This is a genomic window from Mycobacterium helveticum (assembly GCF_007714205.1).
GTDB classification, from domain to species: domain Bacteria; phylum Actinomycetota; class Actinomycetes; order Mycobacteriales; family Mycobacteriaceae; genus Mycobacterium; species Mycobacterium helveticum.
Genome location: NZ_VMQU01000069.1, coordinates 13,412 through 29,718, shown reverse-complemented (window position 1 = coordinate 29,718; position 16,307 = coordinate 13,412). Strand labels below are relative to the sequence as shown.

Genomic DNA, 16,307 nt, shown 5'->3' with positions numbered 1-16,307 from the left:
CATCAGCGCGCAGCCACCATCAACCAGATCACCGAAAACAAGATCATCACAAGCCGGCTGAAAAATCAGGGTCTGACATGACCGGTCAACTCACCGCACGAGGCGCGCGCCTCGACATCCCCGAGGAGCCGGATTTCGCGCGCATGCGCGCGCAGGTCGGCGCACGGCTGCGCGCGGCGATGGCCGAGCACGGCGTCGACGCGCTGGTCCTGTCGATGAACGGCTATGTCACCTACGCGACCGGTGTCAGCTGGCCGCTGCTGGACGCGGGCCTTTCGCACGTGGAGCGGCCGGCGGCGGTCGTGCTGGCCGATGACGAACATCCGCACGTTTTCCTGCCGTTGCGCAGCGGGGCGTCGTCGGTGCCGTCGCTCCCGCCCGACCATGTGCACGGGCCCGTGTATCTGGAATTCGACCAGGGGGTAGAGCAATTCGCCGCCGCGTTGGCCGGGCTGATCCCGCCGGGAGCCACCGTCGCCGTCGACGAACTGACCGGCGCGATGCAACGGTCGGCCGCCCGGCTGTTCCCCGGCGGCACCCCCTCGGACGCGGCGATCGTGGTCGGTGCTGCGCAACTGGTCAAGACGGCCGACGAGCTGTCCTGCCTGCGCCGGGCCTGCCGCATCACCGAGGAGGCGATGGCGGACGTGCAGCAGGCGCTGGCGCCCGGCGTGCGGCAGATCGATCTGTCCGCCGTTCTGGTGCGTCGCGCGTTCGAACTCGGCGCCACCACCAACATGCTGGACGCGATCTGGCAGGTGATGCCGGCGTCCCGGGAAACCGGCGTGTGGACGACGCACGGTGACCTCGCGCTGCCGCTGCTGCCCACCGCCCGCGAGCTGGCCACCGGCGACGTGCTGTGGACCGACATCAGCATCGGCTACGCCGGATACTGCTCGGATTTCGGCCGCACCTGGCTGGTCGGCAGGGAACCCAGCCCTCGGCAGCGGGACCAGTTCCGGCAATGGCGCGCCATCCTGGACGCCGTGCTCGCGGTGACCAAGGCGGGTACCACCTCCGGCGATTTGGCGCGCGCAGCGATCGCGGCGAACGGCGGGCGCAAGCCGTGGCTGCCGCATTTCTATCTGGGTCACGGGATCGGCACGTACCCCGCAGAAGCGCCCATGATCGGGACGGATCTCGGCGAGGACTTCGACGACAACTTCGTCTTCCCGCCGGGCATGGTGCTGGTGCTGGAACCGGTGGTGTGGGCAGACGGTACCGGCGGCTATCGCAGTGAGGAGATCATCGTGATCACCGAGGACGGCTACACGCCGATCACCGACTACCCCTACTCCCCCTATGGCGACTCCCCCTATGGCGACTGAAATCTGCCCCGACGCAGCGGCATTGCGCCTGGGGCGCCGCGGGCGGGCCCTGGCCCAGATGGACGCCCACGACCTCGACGTCCTGGTGTTGGGCCGGCAGGCCAACATTCGTTATGTCACCGGTGCCCCGCAACTCTGGATAGCCGGGACGCGGCCGTTCGCGCCGATGTGTGTGATGATGCGCACCACCGGGGAGATCTACCTCAACAGCACCGACGACGAAGGGGTCCCCGGGGAGATCGGCCGCGATCACCTTTACGGGCTGGCGTGGAACCCGATGACCCTGATCGACGTGCTGAAGAAGATCGACGGGGCCGCAACCGCGCGAAGGGTCGCAACCGACGCGATCACGCCAACTTTCGCGGCATTGTTGCCCGAGGCGTTTCCCAACGCCGAACTCGTCGACGCCGAGCCGGCCATGCGCGCGGCACGCCGCATCAAGACCACCGAGGAGATCGCGGCGATGGACACGGCGCTTCGTGTCGCCGAGCACGGACTCGCCGCCGCCGTGGCCGCGCTGCGGCCCGGACGGTCCGAACGGACGCTCGCCGCCGCCATGCTGGAGGCCATGGCCGCGGGCGGCGTGAGCACGCCGGCCACGCAGGACGCCGCGTGGGTGACTTCCCGGGAAGACCCGTGGCGGCGCGGACCCGTCGGCGACGTGCGCGCGGGTGAGCTCGTCGCGTTCGCCGCGGGCGCACTGGCGGACGGCTATGTCGCGGAGGTGGGCCGGACCTGCCTCGCGGGCGAGGCGTCGGACAGGGCTGCCCGCGAGCTGTGCGGGCGCTCGGATGCGTTGTACGACCGGCTGCTCGCCGCCTGCCGTCCGGGCACCGACACCCGTGAGCTGCTCGCGGCCTACGAGGCGGCCGGTGAACCGATCCCGCCGATGCCGGTTGCCCACGGGCTGGGCTTGGGCTTCGATCCGCCCGTCGTGTCCGAAACACTCTGCGCGGCGGGCGAAAGCGAACGCCTGGACGCCGGGATGGTGCTCGCGGTCACCGGCTACGTGTGGCGGCGGGGCGTCGGGGCGGTGTTCCGCCGCGACACCGTCCATATCACCGACCGGGGCCCCGAGGTGCTCACCGCCGGCCCGTCATGGCGTGTGCACTGAGACCACATGCGTCACTTACGTTGATGTCACTGGTTTCTCGATCGATCGCCGAACGCACGCCGGGTCGCCCGCGTGCGCAGATTCCGGAAACGGCCTTGCGGGGCGCTGACGTGGGTAGCATCGTGTAGCTGTCCTCAGGTTGTCGGGTCACCGGAAATGGGAGCCGCCGATGTCGTCGTACGTGAATACAGCACCCGCCGCTCTTGCCGTGGCGTCGGGCGACCTGACCGGGATCGGCGATGCGATCAAGGTCGCCTCCGCAGCGGCGGCGCCCGCGACGACGGGCATTGCCGCGGCGGCCGGCGACGAGGTGTCCGCGGCCGTCGCGAAGGTTTTCGGCAGCTACGCCGCAGAGTTTCACGCGCTCACCGCGCAGACGACGCTGTTCCATTCGAACTTCGTCGGCACGTTGAACGCGGCGGCGGCCTCCTACCTTGCCAACGAGGCCACGAACGTGTCGCTGCTGGTCAAGGGGCTCGAGCAACAGTTCTTCGACCAGGGATTCTTTTCCCCCTTCACCTATCTGACCGGGCATCCGCTTTTCGGTGAACAAGCCGTCGGGCCGGCGGTCACCGGGACCACCGGTCCCGGTCTGGCCGGCAGACTGCTCGCCGGCTTCTTCAACGGGACCCTCGGGTCTCAAAGCGGCGGCGTGTTTCAGGGAACGGGAACTCCCGGCCCGGTGACCGGAGTTCGGGAGGGGTTCTCCTACCTGAACCTCAATGTCGGTCCGCACGGCTACGACGCCCCGACGCGCTGGTACTTCCCGACGCAAGCCAACGGTACGGTGGACGCCCGCGGTGTCATCTATCTGCAGCACGGTTTTCTGGGCACGGGTGGCTGGTACGGCCAGCTGGCCACCGCCCTGGCGTACGGCACCGACAGCATCGTCGTCGTGCCCACCGTGTCGTCTCTTCCCTTGCCGGGCGGCGCGGATCTGAGCGGCACGCAGATGTTCTCGGCCGTCGGCTCGTTGTTCCTGGGCAACGAGACGGCGCTGAACCTCAGTGCAAGCCAGGCCGGGTTCCACGGCACGCTGCCCCAAAGTTTCATGCTCACTGGGCATTCCGCCGGTGGTGGCCTCGCCACGCTCGCCGCGGGCGATTACGTCGCCGACCTCGGGGCGAACACCGCCGGCAACCACCTTCTGGGCGTGGTGATGTTCGACGGGGTGGCCAACAGTCCCTCGGCCTTCGCGACCGCGATCGCCAACCTGAAGACCTTGAACATCCCCGACTACGTGGTGGCCGCACAGCCCCAGGCGTGGAACGCCTACGGCGCCACCACGAATGAACTGGCCAGTCTGTACCCGAATCAGTTCGTCGGGGTCGAACTGCTCAACGGCTCGCACGTCGACTCGCTGCTGGGCAACAAACCCGTCATCGACTTCATCGCGCAGCTGTTCACCAAATACTCCCCGGGCGGCGACACCCAGGCCGTGTACACGCTGTCCACGGGCTGGATCAACGACATCTACACCGGGCACGGACCGCTCAACCCGGACTACGGCCTCTACGGGACGACCGGCGGCTACATGCCCCCCGGCGGCCAGCAGATCATCCTGGGCCCGGCCACCGGGATCGTGCTGCCGTAACCGGCCCAGGCGGCGACCGGCGGCGTGCCTGCCCCACCACGGCCGCGCGGTCCCTGACCTCTCCGATGCGGGTAGGCGACAGCATCGACGGCGCCGCTACGCATGGCGTGAAAAAACTTGTGTCACTGTGGTTTCTGTGGTCACAATCCGGGGATTCTTGTCGGTACCCCTCGATAGTTTCGTGGTGTGAATGTTGATCGCGAGGAGTTGACGGCGGCGTTCGACGCGCTCGACGCCGACGTGGACAGGCTGCTCGGGTTCGACTGCGATGCGTTGACCACCCGCGAGCAACTGGCGCTGTTGGAGCGGGTGGAAAAGGTGCGCCGCCGCCTGCCGGCCCTCGAACATCCCCTGATCAACAATCTGGCTCGCCAGGCCACTCCGGAAGAGTTGGGCGGCAAGCTTTCCCATGCGATCGCCGGATGGACGCTCGTCTCCCGGAGAGAAGCCGCCCGCCGTGTGCGTGAGGCCGCCGATTTGGGGCCTCGGCACGGGTTGACCGGTGAACCCGTGCCGCCGACGCTGCCCGAGACCGCGGCCCGCCAAAAAGATGGCAAGCTGGGCGCCGAACACGTCACCGTGATCCGCGCCTTCTCGCGCCAGCTGCCCGGTTGGGTCGACCAACTCACCCGCGAGCGCGCCGAGGCCGATCTGGCCAAACTGGGCAGCCAACACCGGCCCGAAGAACTTGCCAAACTGGCCGACAAACTCGACAACTCCATCAACCCCGACGGCACCTACACCGACGCCGACCGCGCGCAGCGGCGCGGCCTGATCCTCGGCGCCCAAGGCCCGGACAAGATGTCGCAGCTGCGCGGCTGGATCACCCCCGAACTGCGCGCCACCCTCGAGGCGCTCTGGGCCAAACTGGCCGCCCCGGGCATGTGCAACAACCTCGACGAGCAACCCTGCGTGGACGGGACGCCGAGCCAGGACGCCATCGACCGCGACACCCGCGGCGCGGCCCAGCGCCACCACGACGGCCTGCTCGCCGCGCTCAGAGCGGTGCTGGCCTCCGGCGAGTTGGGCCAACACAACGGCCTACCCGCCGCCATCATCGCCACCACCACCCTGGCCGAACTCGAAGCCGCCGCCGGACACGCCCTCACCGGCGGCGGCACGATCCTGCCGATGAGCGATGTGATCCGCCTGGCCCGCCACTCCCATCACTACCTGGCGATCTTCGACCACGGCAAAGCCCTGGCGCTGTATCACACCAAACGCCTGGCCTCCCCGGCCCAGCGGATCGTGTTGTACGCCAAGGACCGCGGCTGCAGCGCCCCGGGCTGCACCACCGGCGGCTACTACTGCGAAGTCCACCACGTCACCGACTGGGCCCAATGCCACCGCACCGACATCGACGATCTCACCTTCGGCTGCGGCCCCCACCACCGCCTGCTACAACCCCGCGGCTGGACCACCCGCACCAACACCCGCGGTGAGACCGAATGGATCCCACCCCCGCACCTGGAGCGCGGCCAACCCCGCACCAACACCTACTGGCACCCCGAAAAACTCCTCCGCAACGAGGAAGGCGACGAGCCTTAGCACACGCCCGGATCACCCAGTGCGTCGTTCAGCAGGTCCCCGATGCGATATCGCTCCCACAGGGTCAGCAGATTGGTCAGCATCTGCAGCGGCGCACGCACGCTCTCGTCGTCACGGATTCGGGGATCGGCCCGGCTGCCGGGCAGCGCCTTGCCGAATCGACTGAGCTGCAGCGCCGGCGCGTCGAGGAGCCAGGCGACGCCCATGGCCGCGGCGTAGAGCACCGTGTGACGGCGTAACCGGTCCGGATTCAGGGGCAGACCACCGCAGCGCTGAAACTCCCGGACGAACAGGTGTAGCAGTTCGTCAAAATGGTCTTTCCGCAACCGGGTTTCGGCACCGGACAGCGCGCCCCAGAGCGCCATGCCCAGATTCATCTGACCGACACAGCCCCAGTCCATCAGCCCGCAGCGCAGCGCACCCCGGCCGTCCGGGCCGTCGCGCCAGAACCAGGCATTGTCGACGTTGGCGTTCCAATGGCACAGCGCCACATAGTGGGTGTCGGCCAGCAGCCGCGCGACCGCGCCCTCGTGGCGAGCCACCAACGGCACCTCACCCGGAAGCGGTCCAGAAACGCCGGCGAGCGCACGTCGGCCGGCATCAAACCGGGACAGGCGCCGACGAATTCGATCAGGCGCATCACGCGCTTGCCCAGCCTATCCGGGGCGAAGAACGCCGCTGGCCCGGCCTGGTCGTAGTCCCCGCGGTCGCCCCCGGCGGGCACCTCCCCGGTGATGAGCCGCCCCAGTATGCAGTCGGCGCGCGACACCGGCACCGCCTGCGGCGAGACGTCGATGGCCTCCCCGCGGCCGGTGTGCAGGCGGCCGAACAGCGACGACGCGATGCACAGCGCCGCGTCCAGCCCCGCTTCGTAGTCGGCCAGGAATCGGTCCGGCCCCTGCAGGGGCGGCTTGCCGGGGTCGGCATGGCTGGGCGTGTGATAGCCCCAGCCACTGGCCTGGAAGACGTTGATGCTCTGGGCGGTGTCGAATTCGGCGGGCGCCCCGCTGCCGAACGGGGTGATCGAGCAGAACACGACGTCCGGATGCCGGGCGGACCGGTCGGTGGCGCGATCCTCGATCACCGCGTCGGCGGTGCCGATGAGCCGGTCCAGCCGCCCGGCGTCCAGCACGACGGACTGCTTGTTGGTGTTGAGGTAGGCGAACAGCCCGCCGGCCTCGCAGCCCTCGCTGAGGACGGGGGCCATCGCCCGGGTGCGGCTGCCGCACCCGGGCGGTTCGACCTTGATCACCTCGGCGCCGAAGTCGGCCAGCAGTTTTCGGCAGTACTCCCCCGCGACGGAGTCGGCCAACTCGACGATGCGGAGACCCGTCAGCGCCGACATGCCCGCGCTCGCAAGGCGGTCAGGGCTGCTGGCGTCCCGAGCGGCTCAGGCGCCACTCCGGCGGGAAGTTCAGGTCGTTGTCCCTGACCACGTTGTTGAGGCCCTTCTCGAAGGTGCCCGCGGTCAGGTCGACCTCCTCCGCGTCGTTGGCGATCATCGGCAGCATCCCCTCCACCATGCCGGTGAGCAGGCTGCCGAAGTACTCGCCCTTGTGCTGCTTGTACAGCTCCAAAAACGTCTTCTGCACCGCGACGGTGTCGGTCGGGCGGGAGCGCGAGCAGGCCATCGCGTACTTCAGCGTCTCGTCTTCGAGCTTCTCCCGCGGCACCACGCTGTTGACGAAGCCGCACTCGTACATCTCCTTGGCGCTGAACGGCCTTCCGGTGAACAGCATCTCGGAGAACTTGCGCAGGCCCATCGTCTCGGCCCACCACCACAGCCGCGGACCCCAGCCGACGTAGCGGAACGCCGGGTGCCCGAACAGGGCGTCGTCGGAGGCGACCACCAGGTCGGCGTCGCCGGCCTGATAGAAGTGCCATCCGTAGCAGTAGCCCTTGGCCTCGATGATGCTGATCTTGCGCAGCTCCTGCAGCGGCCGGTTGCCGGCGCGGGCCTTGGCGTAGAAGTCGGTCACGGTGGACAGATAGCGGTACGACCCGGCGGGCGGGTACTTGACGTCCTCGTCGTTGATGGCCACCTCGTGCAGCAGCGGCATGCCGGGGTTCTCCAGCATTCCCCGCTGTTCGGGCAGGTCGCCGCCGCTGCCGAAATCCTGCCCCTCCCCGCGGATCACCACGACCTTGACGTCGTCGTCGACGTTGCACTTGTGAATCAGGTCGGCGTAGTTCTGCCGCATGCCCAAGGTGGTGGAGTTGAGTTCTTCCGGACGGTTGAAGGTGATGTAGGCGATCCTGTTCGTCTTGTCCTTCTCGAACTTGATGTACTGCTCGGCTTCCTTCTTCATTTTTTCGTAATCGTATTCCGGCATGGTTTTCTCCAATTTTATTGTGCCTACTTGAGCAATGCACCCGCGTCGACGGCGCCCTGCTGCGCCAGCCGCACCGCGTGACTGCGCCCTGTCATCTCGGTACCTGGGCCGGCATGCACTCCCAGCCCCGCACCGTCGACGTCGGGCTCAGCTTGGCAGTGGTGAGGTCGACCTCCCACTCGGGGAACCGCTTCAGGATTTCCTCCAGCGCGATGCGGCCCTCCAGCCGGGCCAGCGCCGAGCCGAGACAGAAGTGCGTGCCCACACTGAACGTCAGGTGCGGGCGGACCTGACGGTGGATGTTGAATTCGCCTGCGTCGGGACCGAATTGGCGTTCGTCGCGGCACGCGGACCCGATGAGCATCATCAGCACGGCGCCCTCGGGCACGGTGCGGTCGTAGAGGATGACGTCGCGCGTCACATACCGCGAGACGTGCGGTGCCGGGGGTTCGTAGCGCAGCAGCTCCTCGATGGCCTGCGGGACGAGCTCGGGGTGTTCGGCGAGCGCGCGACGCTGATCGGGGTTCTCCGCGAGAACCTTTCCGGACCAGCCGATCAGCCGCGTCGTCGTTTCGTTGCCCGCCCCGGCCACGACGTTGAGATACACCAGGATCTCTTCGCGCGTCAGTCTCCGCGTGGTACCGGTTTCGTCGACGAACTCGACGTTGAGCAGTTCGGTCATGATGTCGTCGGACGGGTGCTCGGCGCGCCACTGGATGTACGCCTCGAACTGCTCGCCCACCGACAGGCCGTGCTGGGCGGCGTCCATCGGCTTGCCGGCCTCGGTGCGCAACTGGGCGTTGCCCCGGTCGCGGATGTACACCTGGTCGTCCTCGGGGATGCCGAGCAGCGAGCTGATCACCCGCATCGGCATCACCGCCCCCAGGTCGGTGACGAAGTCGAACCGGCCCGATCCCACCAGCGGGTCCAGGAGTTCGGCGCACAACTCGCGGATCATCGGCTCGAGGGCGGCGATCCTGCGCGGCGTGAACATGCGCGAGAGCAGCTTGCGGTGCACGTCGTGGATCGGCGGGTCTTCGAAGATCAGCATCCCCGACGGGATGTCGAGGTTGGCCTTGATCAATTCCAGGATCGCGCCGCGCGCGGAGCTGAAAGTGGCGTGGTCGACGAGTGCCTTGTTGACATCGGCGAAACGGCTCACCGCGAAGAAGTCGTATTCGGCGTTGTAATACAGCGGCGCCTCCTTTCGCAGTCGTGCAAACATCGGATACGGGTCGGCGATGAGCTCGACGTCGTATGGGTCGAAGCGAACCTGACTCTCGGTGCTCGCCGTCACGAAATCCCTCCTACCGCTGCCGTTTCCGGATATCGACGCCGTCCCCGGTGCGGGCAATTTGTACATTCCGCTTAAATGCGCTTGCTTCGATCTGCGCCGCGAACCGCGGCTTACTCTATTCTCGTAGAGAACCATATGCGGGATGTCGTGGCAAGACCCCCGCCGGGAAAGCTGGTGCCACGCCGTGTGCTCAGCCGGATGCCGCCGTCGCGCGACCGCGCGCCGGGGGTGCGGCGCCGCTTTCGGTCAGCCGGCCCCTGTCCGGGCTTTTCAGGATGCCGGCCGCGATGGCCGACAGGATCCCGTCGAGCTGTTCCGCGCTGCCGACGACGCGGTCGCCGTGGGCGATGCGGGCCATGAGCCCGTTGATGAAGGTCAGCGTGACGTTGCTCAGGTCCTCCACCACGGCCGATTCCAGCTCGGCACCGTGTGGCAGGAGTTGCACGAGAATCTCGCGGTGCAGCCGGGTGAACCCGTCCGTGGCCTGCTGCAGGATCGCGGCCAGCGCCGGGTCGCGGGCGGCCTGCATCGTCAGCTCGTACCTGGCCCGGGTCCGGGAGAGCTGCGGCTCGGTGCCGGCCTGGATCACCACCTGCGACAAACGCGACGGCGAGAGATTCTCGCCCCGGCCGTCGGAACTGTCCACGACCGACTGCAGGTCGGCCAGGTCCCGTTCGGCCAGCCGCTCGGCGACGGCACGCAGCAGCGCCTCACGGGTGCGGAAGTAGAACGAGGTGGTGCCGTCCGGAACGCCCGCCTTGCGGTCCACCTTCAGGTGGCTCAATCCCTTGGCCCCGTCGTCGGCCAGCAACTGGATCGCGGCGTCGCAGAGGGCGCGGCGGCGTTCGGCGGAATTGGGCCTGCGCCTCTTCGCCACCGTGGGGGTCTGTCGGGCCATGCGCGGATGCCTTCGTGGCGCGGGATCTCGATCGAATGTTCGCTGACTCGAAGCCAGAGGATACTCTATCTTTGTAGTGGCCGTAAACACGGTGCGGCGCAGGGCGGGCCGCCCTGGACGACCGCGGTGTCGCCATCACACTGGCGGCGGGTTCCCGGTGCTGGCCGGCGAGGGGATCAACGCTCAGCTCGGCTGCCGCAGCGGCAGGCCGGCGGCCCGATAGATCGCGTCGATCACCGTCATGTTCTCCACCGCGTCTTCCGGGGTGGTCGGCACCGGTACGCCGCGCCGCGCCGCGGCGGCGAAAGCGTCGAGCTGGTACGCGTAGGAGGCGCGACGCGGAAAACGCTCCGTTCGTCTCCCGCCGGGCGATCGGACCGCCAGGCGGTGCACCAGGTTGGGCAGGACCGGGTTGAGCAGCCGCATCTCCCCGCGGTCACCCACCACGCGCGCGCTGATTCGCAACAGGCGCGACGACCACATGGAGCAGACGATCCGGCCCGTGTGGCCGGCAGCGAAGCGCAACTCGGCCGTCATCGCGCGGTCGACCCGGAGATCGCGCAGTTTCGCTTGTGCCGAAACAACTTCCGGGGCCGGGCCACCGAGTGTGCGGGCCATGTGGACCGCGTAGCAGCCGGCGTCCATCAGTGCGCCCCCGGCCAGCGCGTAGTCGTAGCGGATGTCGGAGAATCTCGGCAGGGGAAAGCACATGGCTGTCTCCACCCGCTCGATCTCGCCCAACTCGCCCGAGGCGATGATCTGCTCGGCCCGCAGCGTCAGCGGGTGGTAGCGATAGTGGAACGCCTCCATCACCACCCGGCCGGAATCGGCGGTGAGTCCGGCGATCTCGCGCGCCTCGGCGGCGTTGGCCGTGAACGGCTTCTCGCACAGCACATGTTTTCCCGCCGCGAGCGCGGCACGCGTCCAGCGGCCATGCAAGCCGTTGGGCAGCGGGTTGTACACCGCGTCGAGGTCTGGGTCGGCGATCAGCGTCTCGTAATCCTCGTGCACCCGGTCGATCCCGTGTTTAGCGGCGAAGGCGCGGGCGCGGGACACGTCGCGGGCGGCGACGGCGGCCACCACCACCTCGGGGTTCGCCCGGGCCGGCTTGACCAGCGCCAGCGGTGTGATGCGGGCGGCCCCGAGGACGCCGATGCGCAGCGGGGTCCCGTGCCCGGACATCAGCAGACGGTAGCACCCGGCTCAGCGGGCCCCACGACGGGCGAAAGCCGGCGCATGCTCCGGCCGGACCCCCACCCCGACGAAGTATGCGGGTACCGCCGAGAGCCAGGGCAGCCGCTGCACGACGGTCAACAGCGCCGCCGAAGGGGTGGGGTCGGCGCCACGCAGGAGCGGCCCGAGCAACGCCCGCGCTAACACGCGTTGCACCGCCTGGGTCACCGCGGCCGGAAAGGCGCGGCGGCGCCGGACGGCCGCCAGGTCGCGGTCGGTGACGCGGTGCCGCCGCAGGGGCCCGGCCAGCAGCGTCGCGGCCGCGACCGCGTCCTGGATGGCCAGGTTGATGCCGACCCCGCCCAGCGGCGACATCGCGTGGGCGGCGTCTCCGATGCACAGCAGTCCGTCGGTGTGCCAACGGCGCAGCCGGTTCACCCGCACGTCGAGGTGCTTGACCTCGTCCATCGACTCCAGCGCGGCCACCGACTCGGGCATGTCGGGCAGCAGCCCCGCGACGTCGCGGCGGAACGCCTCGATTCCGCGCGCGCGCAGTTGGGCGTCGGTCCCCTTCGGGCCGAGGTAGGCGATCTGAAGATAGCCCTCGCGCGGTATCACCGCGAGGGCCTTGCCCGGCGCGACGCGCGGCAGGAAGGAGAACTCCGCGGCGCCTTCGCGCGGCAGCCTGAACCACCAGACATCGAAGTTGACCGGGTACTCCCGCGCCCGGAGCCCGGCCGCCCGGCGGGCGATCGACCACCGTCCGTCGCAGGCGACGGTGAGCTCGGCCCGAAGCTCACCGGGACCGTCGGGCCCGGCGCAGCGCACCCCGGTGACCCGCCCTGCCTCCCACAGCAGCCCGGTGACCTCGGTGCGCATCCGCAATGTGAAGCTCGGTTCGTCCCGGGCGGCCTCGGCGAGCAGGTTCAGCAGATCCCACTGCGGCACCATCGCGATGTAGCGGTGCGGTTGGCGCAGCCGACCGAAGTCGATGTAGGTCACCGAGCGCCCGTTCGTATCGAGTTGGCCCGTGCGGACCTTGCTGTAGCGCAGCGCCGCGAACCGCTCCCCCAGACCCAGCTCGTCGAGCAACTGGATCGTCGTGGGATGCACGGTGTCGCCGCGAAAATCGCGCAGGAAGTCGCCGTGTTTCTCCAGCAGCGTGACTTCGACACCCGCGCGGGCCAGCAGCAGCCCGAGGACCATGCCGGCCGGGCCGCCGCCGACGATCGCACACGTCGTTGTCTCCACCATCAGCGCACAGCATAAGGGGACGCCCGGTTTTCACCACGCGAGGTTCACCGCTGCTGTGCCGCATCCGGTTTCGCGGGCGTCCGGCCAAGGCGCTACAGGTCGGCATCGAACACCGAAACCGGCTCGAGGAGTACGCCGTTCTCTTCGACGTAGCGGTCCCACAATGCCAGGAGTTCGGCGAGCTTGTCGGGGCGCGCGGCGGCCCGGTCGTCGGTCTCTCCGGGGTCGCGGGAGAGATCGTAGAGCTGCCAGGCGCCTGGGCCGTGGGGCTCGGGCAGGTACAGCGCCTTCCAATCGCCCTGCCGGATGGCGCGCCGCCCGAACAGCTCCCAGCCCGTGCCGGTGTCGGCGTCGTGGACGGTCTCGGCGGAACCGGACAGGTACGGCACCAGCGAGCGGCCGCGCATCGGCGCCACTTCTCGCCCGCGGTAGGCGGTCCCGGGATGTTCGGCGCCGGCCAGTTCCAGCACGGTGGGGGCGATGTCCATGACGGTCGCGAAGGCGGTGCCGATCTCGCGTTGCCGCGCAAAGCCCGGCCAGGTGACAAAACCCGTGACGCGGATCCCGCCTTCGGCGGTGAACGCCTTGTGCAGGCGCGACGGCGCGGTGGCGGCCTGGGCCCAGCGCGGGCCGTACCAGATGAACGAGGTGGCGCTGCCGAGGTTGTCGAGGCTGTTGTCGAAATTCTTCTCGATCTGCGTCACGATCTGGGGACCGCGCAGCGGCCACGCCTCCAGAGCGGCTCCCTCCGCACCGTTGTCGGACAGGAAGATCACAATCGTGTCGTCGAGCTCACCGGTCTGAGAAAGGTAGTCGATCACCCGGCCGACGTTGTGGTCCATCCGGTCCACCATCGCCGCGTAGACCTCCATGCTGCGGGCCGAGCGCGCCCGCTCCTCGTCGGTCATGTCGGCCCACTCCGGGGCGCCGTCGGCCACGACCGGATGCGGTACGACGTCTTCCGGGCACAGGCCGAGCCGCTTCAGCGCCGCCAGGCGCGCCTCGCGCAGCGCGTCCGGCCCGTCGTCGTAGCGGCCGCGGTAGGCCGCGATCGAGTGGTCCGGCGCCTGGAGCGGCCAGTGCGGCGCCTGGAACGGCAAATAGGCGAAGAACGGACGGTCATCGCCGGGCGCCCGTTCGGCCAGATACCGCACCAGTGTGTCGGCGTAGAAGTCCGACGAGTAGAAGTCGTCGCCGACCGTGACGAACCGGTCGTCTTCGGTGTACAGCGTCGGCATCGGCACCTGACCGGCGGCGGCGCCGCCGTAATGGCTGGCGCCGCCCGGCAGCAGGGCGAACGAGCGCTCGAACCCGCGCGCCCAGGGCGATGTCTCGATCGTGTTGCCAAGGTGCCACTTTCCCGCCATCAGCGTCAGGTAACCCGCGTCCCGCAGCAGCTCGGGCAGCGCCACGACCCGATCGTTCAGATAGCCCTCGTAGCCCGGCGCGCCGGTGAATCCCGGTGCGGCGACCTCGAGCATCGTGCCGATGCCGGCGACGTGGTGGTCGGTCCCGGTCAACAGCATCGCCCGGGTGGGCGAGCAGGTCGGGGCGGAGTGGAAGTCGGTGAACCGGATCCCGGCGTAGGCCAGTTTGTCGAGGTTGGGCGTGGCGATCTCGGCGCCGAAGGCGCCGATGTCGGAAAACCCCAGGTCGTCTGCAACGATTACGAGAAAGTTGGGTCGCTTCACACTGAAGCATCCTGTCAGGTGCGGGCATCCTGTCAGGCGCGGGCCACGGTACCAACGGTCGCCACGCCCCAGGGGCGGTGCGTTCCCGCGCTGCCGGCGTGGACCTGCTCGCCCGCACAGGCCGGGAGCGGCGCGCCGGCCACCACCCTCCGGCTCCTGCAGACCCGTACGTGAACCTCTCGGTTCATACGGCTGCGTCGATGGCAGGGCGTCTCAGGGTGTGGCGTGGCGGTGCTGCCCGGTGTCGCGTCGAGCGGCAGCGAGCCGTTGTTTGAGCTGGCCGAGTTCCTCGCGCAGGACGTCGGGAAGTTTATTGCCGCCGATGGTGGCGTACCAGTCGTCGATCGATTCGATCTCGCGTATCCATTCGGCCGGGTCGACCTCAAGTGCTGCGCGGATTGACTGCTCGTCGGCCTGGAGGCCGTCCAAGTCGAGGCTCTCGAGGGAGGGGATGTCTCCGATCGGGGTGTGGACGGCCTCTGCGGTGCCCTCGATGCGTTGCAGGGCCCATTTCAGGATCCGCGCATTGTCGCCGAACCCGGGCCAAAGGAATGTGCCGTCCGCGCTGCGGCGGAACCAGTTCACGTAGAAGATTATCGGCAGCTTCGACGGCTCTGCTTTGGCGCCGATATCCAGCCAGTGCTGCAGGTAGTCACCGACGTGGTAGCCCAGGAACGGCAACATCGCCATCGGGTCGCGGCGCACAACGCCGACAGCACCGCTGGCGGCGGCGGTGGTTTCCGAGGACAGCGTCGAGCCCAGGAACACCCCGTGCCGCCAGTTGTGCGATTGGGTGATGAGGGGGATGGTGCTGGCACGCCGTCCTCCGAAGAAGATCGCCGAAATCGGCACCCCACCAGGATCATTCCACTCCGGCGCCACGGTAGGGCACTGCGCGATCGGGGTGCAGTAGCGCGAATTGGGGTGCGCGGCCGGATCGCTCGAGTCCGGTGTCCAGTCGCGGCGTCTCCAGTCGGTCAGGTGGCGGGGCGTGTCAGCGGTCAGGCCTTCCCACCACACGTCACCGTCGTCGGTGAGCGCGACGTTGGTGAAGATGGTGTTGCCGCGCTCGATGGTGGCCATCGCGTGCGGGTTGGTGTCGGCTCCGGTGCCGGGGGCGACGCCGAAGAATCCGGCCTCGGGGTTGACCGCGTAGAGGCGACCATCGTCGCCGAAGCGCATCCAGGCGATATCGTCGCCGATGGTTTCGGCGCGCCACCCGGGCAGTGTGGGTGACAGCATGGCCAGGTTGGTCTTCCCGCACGAGGAGGGGAATGCTGCGGCCACGTAGTGCACCTGCTGCTCGGGGGAGGTGAGTTTGAGGATCAGCATGTGTTCGGCCAGCCAGCCCTCGTCTTTGGCCATCTTCGAGGCGATCCGCAACGCGTAGCATTTCTTGCCCAGCAAGGCATTACCGCCGTAGCCGGAGCCGTAGCTCCAGATGGCGCGTTCCTCGGGGAAATGGGTGATGTATTTGGTATGGTCGCACGGCCACGAGACGTCGTGTTGTCCCGGATGCAGCGGCGCCCCGACCGAGTGCAGGCACTTGACGAAATCGGCGCCCTGACTTAACTTTTCCCACACCACACTGCCCGAGCGTGTCATGATCTGCATGGACACTGCAACGTATTCGGAGTCGGTGATCTGCACGCCGAACTGAGGTTCGGCGGCATCCAGCGGACCCATGCAGAACGCGATCACGTACATGGTGCGTCCGGCCATCGCGCCGCGATACTCCTCGGTCATTACCGTTTTCATGTCGACCGGATCCATCCAGTTGTTGGTGGGCCCGGCGTCTTCGCGCCGTACCGAGCAGATGAAGGTGCGGTCCTCCACGCGCGCCACATCCTCGGGATCCGACGTGCACCAGAACGAATTGGGTTTGCCAGACAGCTGAACAAAGGTGCCCTTCGCCACCAAAAGTGCGGTAAGTCGGCGCCATTCGTCGGTTGAGCCGTCACACCACACCACCGCGTCCGGAGTGGTCAGCTCAGCCACCTTGTTGACCCAGGAACGGATCGCGGCTGAGGGGGTCGGTGCATGTTCGATGCCGACGACAGTGGTTGTCATAGCGGTG

General features: G+C 68.4%; 12 protein-coding genes and 1 pseudogene. 4 read left to right on the top strand and 9 right to left on the bottom strand.

The window, feature by feature from the left end; translation table 11 throughout:
* The first annotated feature begins 77 nt into the window (after positions 1-77).
* From FPZ47_RS16375 to FPZ47_RS16360, 4 genes are all read left to right on the top strand, one after another.
* Positions 78-1,328, top strand: a complete 1,251-nt coding sequence (locus tag FPZ47_RS16375) for a M24 family metallopeptidase (RefSeq protein WP_144952774.1) — start codon at positions 78-80, stop codon at positions 1,326-1,328.
* Positions 1,318-2,442, top strand: coding sequence for a M24 family metallopeptidase (locus tag FPZ47_RS16370; RefSeq protein ID WP_144952776.1), 1,125 nt, complete (start codon positions 1,318-1,320; stop codon positions 2,440-2,442). The genes FPZ47_RS16375 and FPZ47_RS16370 overlap by 11 nt, the downstream gene beginning before the upstream one ends.
* Before the next feature lie 169 nt (positions 2,443-2,611).
* Positions 2,612-4,036, top strand: coding sequence for a PE family protein (locus FPZ47_RS16365; RefSeq protein WP_144952778.1), 1,425 nt, complete (start codon positions 2,612-2,614; stop codon positions 4,034-4,036).
* Positions 4,037-4,222: 186 nt separating this feature from the next.
* Complete coding sequence (locus FPZ47_RS16360; protein WP_145039509.1) at positions 4,223-5,584, top strand: HNH endonuclease signature motif containing protein; 1,362 nt, start codon at positions 4,223-4,225, stop codon at positions 5,582-5,584.
* Here FPZ47_RS16360 and FPZ47_RS16355 read toward each other — a convergent pair.
* From FPZ47_RS16355 to FPZ47_RS16315, 9 genes and pseudogenes are all read right to left on the bottom strand, one after another.
* Positions 5,581-5,985 carry a hypothetical protein gene (locus tag FPZ47_RS16355; protein ID WP_145039506.1) on the bottom strand — a complete coding sequence of 135 codons (405 nt, stop codon included), beginning with the start codon at positions 5,983-5,985 and terminating at the stop codon, positions 5,581-5,583. The two genes, FPZ47_RS16360 and FPZ47_RS16355, sit on opposite strands and share 4 nt — an antisense overlap.
* Positions 5,986-6,248: 263 nt before the next feature.
* Positions 6,249-6,929: pseudogene (locus tag FPZ47_RS16350) on the bottom strand (CoA transferase); the annotation flags it as partial.
* Positions 6,930-6,948: 19 nt separating this feature from the next.
* Complete coding sequence (locus FPZ47_RS16345) at positions 6,949-7,917, bottom strand: enoyl-CoA hydratase/isomerase family protein (protein ID WP_144952784.1); 969 nt, start codon at positions 7,915-7,917, stop codon at positions 6,949-6,951.
* A 91-nt stretch (positions 7,918-8,008) separates the two neighbouring features.
* The gene (locus FPZ47_RS16340; RefSeq protein ID WP_144952786.1) at positions 8,009-9,214 is read right to left on the bottom strand and encodes a cytochrome P450; all 1,206 of its coding nucleotides are present in this window, start codon (positions 9,212-9,214) and stop codon (positions 8,009-8,011) included.
* 190 nt (positions 9,215-9,404) lie between these two features.
* Complete coding sequence (locus tag FPZ47_RS16335; RefSeq protein WP_425461802.1) at positions 9,405-10,112, bottom strand: TetR/AcrR family transcriptional regulator; 708 nt, start codon at positions 10,110-10,112, stop codon at positions 9,405-9,407.
* A 183-nt stretch (positions 10,113-10,295) separates the two neighbouring features.
* A complete protein-coding gene (locus tag FPZ47_RS16330) occupies positions 10,296-11,294 on the bottom strand; it encodes a Gfo/Idh/MocA family protein (RefSeq protein ID WP_144952788.1) in 999 nt (332 codons plus the stop codon).
* A gap of 21 nt (positions 11,295-11,315) precedes the next feature.
* A complete protein-coding gene (locus tag FPZ47_RS16325) occupies positions 11,316-12,539 on the bottom strand; it encodes an FAD-dependent oxidoreductase (RefSeq protein WP_144952790.1) in 1,224 nt (407 codons plus the stop codon).
* Between the two features lie 92 nt (positions 12,540-12,631).
* Positions 12,632-14,230: an arylsulfatase gene (locus FPZ47_RS16320; RefSeq protein WP_144952792.1), complete on the bottom strand. Its 1,599-nt coding sequence runs from the start codon at positions 14,228-14,230 to the stop codon at positions 12,632-12,634.
* Positions 14,231-14,443: 213 nt separating this feature from the next.
* Positions 14,444-16,300, bottom strand: coding sequence for a phosphoenolpyruvate carboxykinase (GTP) (locus FPZ47_RS16315; protein ID WP_144952794.1), 1,857 nt, complete (start codon positions 16,298-16,300; stop codon positions 14,444-14,446).
* Positions 16,301-16,307 lie beyond the last annotated feature (7 nt).